This is a genomic window from Epilithonimonas sp., assembly GCF_056329745.1.
On record NZ_JBWEYV010000014.1, the window covers coordinates 82,415 to 90,672 of the forward strand.

5 protein-coding genes are annotated in these 8,258 nt (G+C 33.3%); all 5 read left to right on the plus strand.

Annotated features, from left to right (window positions below; translation table 11 throughout):
* Positions 1-92: 92 nt before the first annotated feature.
* The gene (locus AC00Y6_RS11100; protein WP_474490679.1) at positions 93-2,375 is read left to right on the plus strand and encodes a DEAD/DEAH box helicase; all 2,283 of its coding nucleotides are present in this window, start codon (positions 93-95) and stop codon (positions 2,373-2,375) included.
* Between the two features lie 90 nt (positions 2,376-2,465).
* Entirely contained in the window at positions 2,466-3,161 is a 696-nt protein-coding gene (locus tag AC00Y6_RS11105) for a DEAD/DEAH box helicase (RefSeq protein ID WP_474490680.1), read from the plus strand.
* 53 nt (positions 3,162-3,214) lie between these two features.
* Positions 3,215-5,356: an ATP-dependent nuclease gene (locus AC00Y6_RS11110; RefSeq protein WP_474490681.1), complete on the plus strand. Its 2,142-nt coding sequence runs from the start codon at positions 3,215-3,217 to the stop codon at positions 5,354-5,356.
* Positions 5,357-5,359: 3 nt separating this feature from the next.
* Complete coding sequence (locus tag AC00Y6_RS11115; protein ID WP_474490682.1) at positions 5,360-7,168, plus strand: UvrD-helicase domain-containing protein; 1,809 nt, start codon at positions 5,360-5,362, stop codon at positions 7,166-7,168.
* Between the two features lie 114 nt (positions 7,169-7,282).
* Entirely contained in the window at positions 7,283-8,224 is a 942-nt protein-coding gene (locus AC00Y6_RS11120; RefSeq protein ID WP_474490683.1) for a hypothetical protein, read from the plus strand.
* The last annotated feature ends 34 nt before the right edge of the window (positions 8,225-8,258 follow it).

Here is an 8,258-nt window from a genome sequence, read left to right on the forward strand (position 1 = left end):
AAAGTGGCTGTCAAAGGAAGTATTTGGCTGTGAGTGGCTGAATTGAATAAATATTTTATATCTTGCTACTCATAAATTACCTGAAATAAAAATTGGAAAGACAAGATATCTTAAACTTTTGGAGAGATGTAGAAATATTTGACATCCCGGATTTTAAAAAAGAAGCTTCATTAATAGAACCCGATGCTAGTTTACCATGGCTAGGTGTGGTAAAACCACCTAAAGAACATTATAAGTGGAGCTATACTCTCATCTTTGGAAAGATTAAGAAAAAACGGATTATAAATCATTTAAATACCCTATTGAAAACGGATGAAGCCAATGACTGGGAAGAACCCGTTAATGGTTTTAGCTGTCTTTCTGCGTTAGTATTAGATAACGAAGGTCGTCCCCAACAAGATAGTTACGTTGCCGCCAGCTATATTTTTGGTATTAATACTTTGGAAAAAGGTGAAGAATTATCAACGGTATCGACTGACTTGGAAAATGCGAGGGAGGATTTTTTGGAACGATATAACATTCCAAAAATCATTGGCGAAGATGAGGAAGGCAAAAAACCACCGAAAGGTGATATTGTAAGCAGAAAACATATTGACAAGGAAATAGAATACCTCAACAAGCTTACTTCATGGCGGAATGATGATGAAATCAAGATTTTTCTTTTGATTGAGGCTGTTCCAAAAGACAGTGAACAAAACGCTGGATTTCTGAATAGTTTCTTTTTGGATGATTTAAATTTTCTATCCCGATTAGAGAAAAAACTTTATGGTAAAGCCTTACAAGACTATTTAACCTTGGAGCCATCTTACAACAAGAGAAAAGATTTAATCCAACAAAAGCACTTCTTATTCAATGCTGTTAGTCCGAGTACCTTAACTGCCGGAAGATGGCCATCAAATACAGCATATGGATTGTATGCCGCACAATTTGGAGCAGTAAACACCATTTTTTCAAATCTCAGAAATGCAAACGGAATACAAGGCGTTAATGGTCCCCCAGGTACAGGTAAAACCACGTTGTTGTTAGATGTGATTGCCGAAATTATTGTAGAGCGAGCTAAAGTTATTTCTGAGATTGGTTGTGATAATATCTTTAAAAAAGGTGGGTATAGAAAAGTTGAAAAGGAATCGGGATATCAATTACATACTTACCAACTTGATGGAAAAATTCAAAACAATTTCGGAATTGTTATAGCGAGCAATAACAATGCTGCTATAGAAAATATCAGTAAAGAACTTCCAGCGAAATCAAAGATTGATACCTCCGTATTTCAAGATGCCGATTATTTTTCCGAGTGTTCAACAGCACTAATTGACGAAGAAAGTTGGGGCGTTTTGGCGGCTGCTCTTGGGAATGCCAAAAACAGGAGTAATTTCAGAAAGTCTTTTTGGACAAGTAATGAAGAAAAACAAACTTTAGGCTTTAAGGATTTGTTGTACAACATTTATAAAAATGAAAACAATGATACAACACACTTATATAGAGAATCCTTTGAAACAGAAAATAAGAAATTTAAAACACTATTAAATCAATTTGAAGATTTTAAGAAGATAGCAAGCCAATTTCACAACTCTTTACCTGAATTTGTTGAGAATAAAAAACACGAAGCAAATATCATTTCCGAATTAAAGCAAATTGATGATAATTTATATGAGCTTTCAAAAGAGAAGCAAACATTAATTAATAAAGAATCTAGTTTAAAAGTTGATGCCGAAAGGATTCAATCGGCTTTGCAATTGCACACACAACGTAAACCTTCGTTTTTCTTTATAAAGAAGCTTTTTAAAACCAAAAGTTTTAAACAATGGGATACAGAAGCCGAAAGGATTTTAAACCAATTAAATAAAGTCAACTCTGAATTAGATATTGTAAGAGGAAAACTGGAATCAAATACCAGACAAACCCAGCAACTCATTTCAAAACAAAAGAATCTCAACAATGTGTTGGAAAAAACGAAGTCATTTTTTGATAATTATTATCGCCTTCAGCAAAAACTAACCGATGAGTATGGTGTTGATATTAAGAATGTTTTTGATATTGCTTTTGCCCAAAAAGAAATTAGCGATATTCAGCTTTTAAACCCATACCATTCTCCCAAAATTGCAAAGCTGCGGAGTGATATTTTTCTTTCGGCAATGCAACTACATCATGATGCCATTTTAGTCAACGCTAAGAACTTCAGAAATAATTTAAATGCTTATTTTGAAATGACTTCAGGTTGGGTCAAGGTCAATGCTGAAATAGCCCAAAACTTATGGGATTCTTTCTTCTTCTGTGTTCCCGTAGTTTCAACTACATTGGCATCGGCAGGACGTTTGTTCCCTAACACCAACAAAGAACAAATTGGGTGGTTATTGATTGATGAAGCCGGATAAGCCACGCCTCAATCCGCAGCAGGGATAATTCACAGGGCAAAACGCTGTGTTATTGTTGGAGACCCATTGCAGGTAGAACCTGTGGTTACTATGCCTGAAAAACTAATGACCAAATTGAGAAACGAACACAAAGTGCCTTTGGAATGGTCGCCCTACCAAGTTTCGGTACAACAGTTGGCGGATAGGGTTTCAACAAGCGGAACATACATGAATGTTGCTGGAACGGATGAAAAAATATGGACGGGATTTCCTTTAAGAACCCATCGTCGCTGTGATGACCCCATGTTTTCCATAGCCAACGAAATTGCTTATTGCAACCAGATGGTAAAGGCTATTAATCAAAATTCGGAAGAAGCTTTTATTGGTGAATCCAGTTGGTTTAACGTTAACACCGAAATTACGTTGGTTAATAAGCATGTAATTAAAGAGGAAATTGCTTTGCTACAACAGAAAATCCAAGAATTGAGAATATCTGGGTTTACTAAGGATATTTATGTTATTTCACCTTTTAAGTCCATTGCGAATTATTGCAAAAATACATTCAGAGCTGACAAAAAAGTTTCTTGTGGTACTATCCATACTTTTCAAGGAAAAGAAGCCGATATCGTTTTTCTTGTTTTAGGTAGCGACCCCAAATCATCGGGAGCAAGAAACTGGGCTTCTCAAAAACCTAATATGTTGAACGTTGCCCTTACCAGAGCCAAAAAGCGCTTTTATGTAATCGGAAATAAAAAGTTATGGGGTTCTTGCGATTACTTTAATGTGATGGCGAAGGTGATAGGGTAAAATGTAGGAAGTAATGCTACGCTAATTTAAAAAGTAAAATCTATTATTTATCAATGTATATATCAAAAATCAATCTTATTAATTACAGAAATTTTGCAAATGCAAGTTTTCAATTCAACAAAGGAATAAATACCATAATCGGAGAAAACGGCTCCGGTAAAACAAATGTCTTTAGGGCGATAAGACTTTTATTAGAAGATTCTTCAATGCAATATGCCTACAAATTGACAAAAGAGGATTTTAATAGAACTTTGGATAATGAAAAATGGAAAGGTCATTGGATAATTATCAGTATAGAATTTGATGAGCTTAGTAATGAAGAGTCTATTCAATCTTTATTCATTCATGGAGTTGGAGTTGCAGAGGAAGACTTTGTAAAAAAAGCTACTTACAATCTTTTCTTTAGACCTAAAAAAGACATCAGGCAAAAACTTTCAGAATTGGCTGAAGGTGACACTGCTGGTTTGCAAGCCATTCTTGACGATATCACAATTCAGGATAACTATGAAACTTTCTTTACAGGAAAAAGCACCGCTGATTTTAGCGAACCTGAGATATATAAAGAGCTTGTAGGAGATTTCGAAAATGTCATTTTTCCATCAACAATAGATGCTTCAAAATTTGGCTCTAAAATTCCGCATCAATTATCAGTTTCAAAGGAAATATCTTTTACATTCATACAGGCTTTAAGGGATGTGGTAAGTGATTTTCATAATAATAGAACCAACCCATTACTAACCCTTTTGAAGAATAAGAGTGGAGAAATAAAAGAGGAAGACTACCAACCTATTAGCGATTTAGTTGAACAGTTGAATGAAAGCATTGAAGATTTACCCGATGTACAAAATATAAGGTCAGATATAAAATCAACGATTCAGGATGCCGTTGGACTAACTTATTCTCCATCTTCATTATCTATTAAATCTGGTGTTCCACACGAAGCTGAAAAATTGTTACAGTCTTTGAGACTTTTCATTGGAGAACCTGGTGAGGATTATGAGGGAGGAATCCATGAGTTAAGTTTAGGAGGTGCCAATCTAATATTTTTGACACTGAAATTACTTGAATTCAAATACAGAAAATCAAAAGATACATTTGCCAACTTCCTAATAATTGAAGAACCAGAGGCTCATATTCATAATCATATTCAAAAGACTTTATTTGATAAACTGGACTATGGAGATACTCAAATTATCTATTCTACCCATTCTACCCAAATTTCCGAGGTAAGTAATGTTGAGAACATAAACATACTTGCAAAAAAATTAAACTTTGCGGAGGTCTATCAACCTTCAACCGACTTGACTTCTGAAAGCATCAATCAAATACAGCGTTATTTGGATGCTGTAAGAACCAACTTGTTATTTGCAAAAGGGGTGATTTTAGTTGAAGGAGATGCCGAAGAGATTTTAATCCCTATAATGGTTAAAAAAGTCTTTGGAGTGAGTTTGGACGAACTCGGAATTAGCCTAATTAATATACGAAGTACAGGTTTTGAGAATGTTGCACAACTTTTTCATGATAATAGGATAAGAAGAAAATGTGCAATTCTTACAGATTTGGATGATGCCATTTGTGATACAGTCATTAATGAGGGGGATTCCGAACCATTAAAAAAATACAAGAAAAAAGTAGAAGCATCAAAACAGAAAGGATTACAACGTAAAGCGAAGTTAGATACTTTTGAAACAGGAAATGATTGGATAAAATCATTTTATGCAGATTATACTTTTGAAGTTGATTTTATAACCGATGGAAACGAATATGAAGCATTAGCTTTAGTTGACCAAATATACACAGACCCAGCAACAAGAACACAAGCGAAAGCAGACATTGAAGATGAAGAGGTTGCCGTTTATGGAAAGCGTATACTTACTATGGCTAAGCAAGAGGGAAAAGGTTGGTTCGCTATAATGTTAGGTAAACATATATCTTTTAAAACAGAAATTCCTGAATACATAATTGATGCTATCCTTTTTGCCAGGGAAACATACTCTCGAAATATTATTGCCGACATTATTGAATACAGGATAAACAAACATTTTGAAAATGATAATACTTTGGATTTTTCATCTTGTAAAATGACCCTAAAAAATTATCGGAAAGAGGAAGCAAATTTGGAAGACCTCGAATTCGATTTGGACTTAGTAATACCTAATGACCAACTATTAACGTTCATAGAAAAACTGAAATAGGTTATGTTTATTTTGGAAAAAGGAAGTTTGAATAACGAACAAGAAACCGCTGTTTTAGAAGAAGATAGTGTTCTTTTAATTGCTTGTCCCGGTAGTGGAAAGACAAGAACCCTTACCTACAAAATCGCTTATGAATTAAGTCGGTTAACTTCCAATAAAGAATTTGTTATTGCAATTACTTATACAAATAATGCCGCCGACGAAATTAAGGAACGGGTAGAATTATTGGGGGTTGATACTGCACAATTATGGATTGGCACTATTCATTCGTTTTGTATGGAATGGATATTAAAACCGTACCACTTGTATTCTGAAAGGTTAAAGAATGGATTTAAAGTCTGTAATTCCTTTGATTCCGAAAAACTATTAACCGACTTATGTAAAAAGTATGACAATCCTAAAGTTACTTTTTACGATTTTCAATATTACGCTACAATAAACGGTAATTATGCGTTTACATCAAAAAATAATAATCAGAATGAGCATATCAAAGCTATTCTTCGGGAGTACTTTGAAATATTAGAAGAGAATCATCAATTGGATTTTGAGCAGATACTATTTTATGCTTATGAATTATTGAAATCGAAACCAATTATTAGCACCATCCTATGCAGACTATTTCCATTTATTTTGATAGATGAATATCAAGATACTAAGGAAATTCAGTATCACATAATTTCAAAAATCTTAAGTGCCAATAAGGGAAACTCAAAAACACTAATTGTTGGCGACCCTAACCAATCCATTTATGATTCACTTGGTGGCTATCCGATGCCAAAAGAAGAATTGGAACAGCTTTTAGGGTTTAATTTGATAGGTATGAGTTTAGATAAGAATTATAGGTCATCTGAAATCATAATAAATTACTTTGATTATTATAAATCGTTTGACACTCCCATTGTAGCATATGGTAATGAAAAGGATTATGATAGTGTAATCACCTACAATCTATCGGTTTCTTTAGATGATTTGATTGAGGAAATTGCAAAATTGATTTTGTTCAATGTTCAAGATGCTGGAATCAATCCTAATGAGATTTGTATAGCTGCACCTCAGTGGGTTCATATCGCAAGTGTTACAAGAAAGTTAATGATTAGACTTCCTGATTTCAGTTTTGATGGTCCGGGTATGGCTCCGTTTTCACGTGATATTGAAAATTTTTGGTTTAAAGTTTCAAGGATAGTTTTAACAGAACCGTCCCCTTATATGTATGTCCGTCGTTTACGTTGGAGTAAAGATGTTTTGGAAGAACTTGATGCCGCAGGAATGGATGTTTCAAACTTATCAAACAAGGAGTTTTTAAAAATCTGTAACTCCATCAAAGTGAACGAAAATGATGGTTTGATTTATTTACGTTCTTTCTTTGACCTAATTTGTGAAAATCTAAAAATTCAAATTCACAATTTCCCTTTGCTTGAAGAACATCATACTTCATTTTTTGCCAGTTCCGAAAGTAGAATACAAAGACTTATTAAGGAAGGAAATCCATTTATTGGAGAGATAGAAAACTTTAGAAAAGTATTTAAGCAAAGAGATGGAATTACCGTATCCACAATTCACGGCACCAAAGGAGAAGAGTATGATACAGTTATTGGTTTCGCTCTTCTTAATGATTATATTCCTCATTTTAATGATTCAAATGGACATGAAAATGCAAAAAAATTACTTTATGTTTTGGCATCAAGAGCGAGAAAAAATTTGCATCTTATTTCAGAAACATCAAGAGGTATAAATTACTATAATCCTGACGGAAAGAGTCCAACACCTAACTTGCTAGAATATAACTATGAATATTCAACTTTTAGTTTTTAATAATAGGATTGATTAAATAATTAGAGAATAGACAAAAAGAAAGAAATTTTGTAAAAATAGTTTAAGTAAAAAAGGCGAAGTTTTTAGCAAAGAAAGAGAGGAAAACAGTTTACCATGAACCTAAATAGAAACGAAGATTTAGAAAACAAAATTGACGAGCTACAAAACGTGGTTTCCAAATACGATACTGAAAGTTTTGCAGGGTTCTTTGCATATTTCATAAAAAAGCAACCCGACCCTTTTGCTGAGGTTGATTTAAACAAGTTTAAATCCAAGCTAAAAGACTTTCTATACTTAATTGCCCTAAATACCTTTTCTGAAAAGAAAGGAAATGAAAAATTTGAACACCCTGATGAAAAATTAGGATTACTTGCTGATAAGCTCAATGAAATAAAAGACTTTAATCGAGTTGAAAAATTCGCAGATTACACCAAAGAATCTGTAATTCACGAAATGGCGTTCAGAAACCATTTTGATAATGGAGTATTAAGTTACGTAGAACAAGATTTTGAAAAATTAAGAAGAGTATTTACACCATTTGAAGATAAGATTACTCAAGATTTTGGATTTGATATTGACTTCCTAATTGAAGTTTGCAAAGAAATTGAATTAATCTCAATGATTAGATTCAAATATGTTATGGAGTTTTCTCATACCAAGGAATTTGCAGATTTTGTTAAAAGGTTTCAGTCTAATGAAATGACATTTTCCGAGTCTTTTGAGTTACTACCTGAAAAAATTCAAGATGCTTTTCATTCTTTCCATTCTAAAACATACGGGTTCTTGATGTTTACCGCAGAGGATTTATATCATAGTTTTGAAAAGAAAAAGGTAGATACATTTTTATTGCAGTTTTCTATTGAACCATCACCAAATCCTAAAATAAGATACTATTCTGCTGAAAGTCCATTTGAGATTACCCCTATTCTAAAACTATCTGATGGAAATTATTTGAACCTTTATGGAAAGCAAATCCCCATATCAATTTACAAGAAGATATACTCTCATTTATTCAATGAAAAAAAATATAATGATAGAACCCGTAGTGCATTATAAAAAAGGTTACTCATAATACGAAAATTTCGTATAT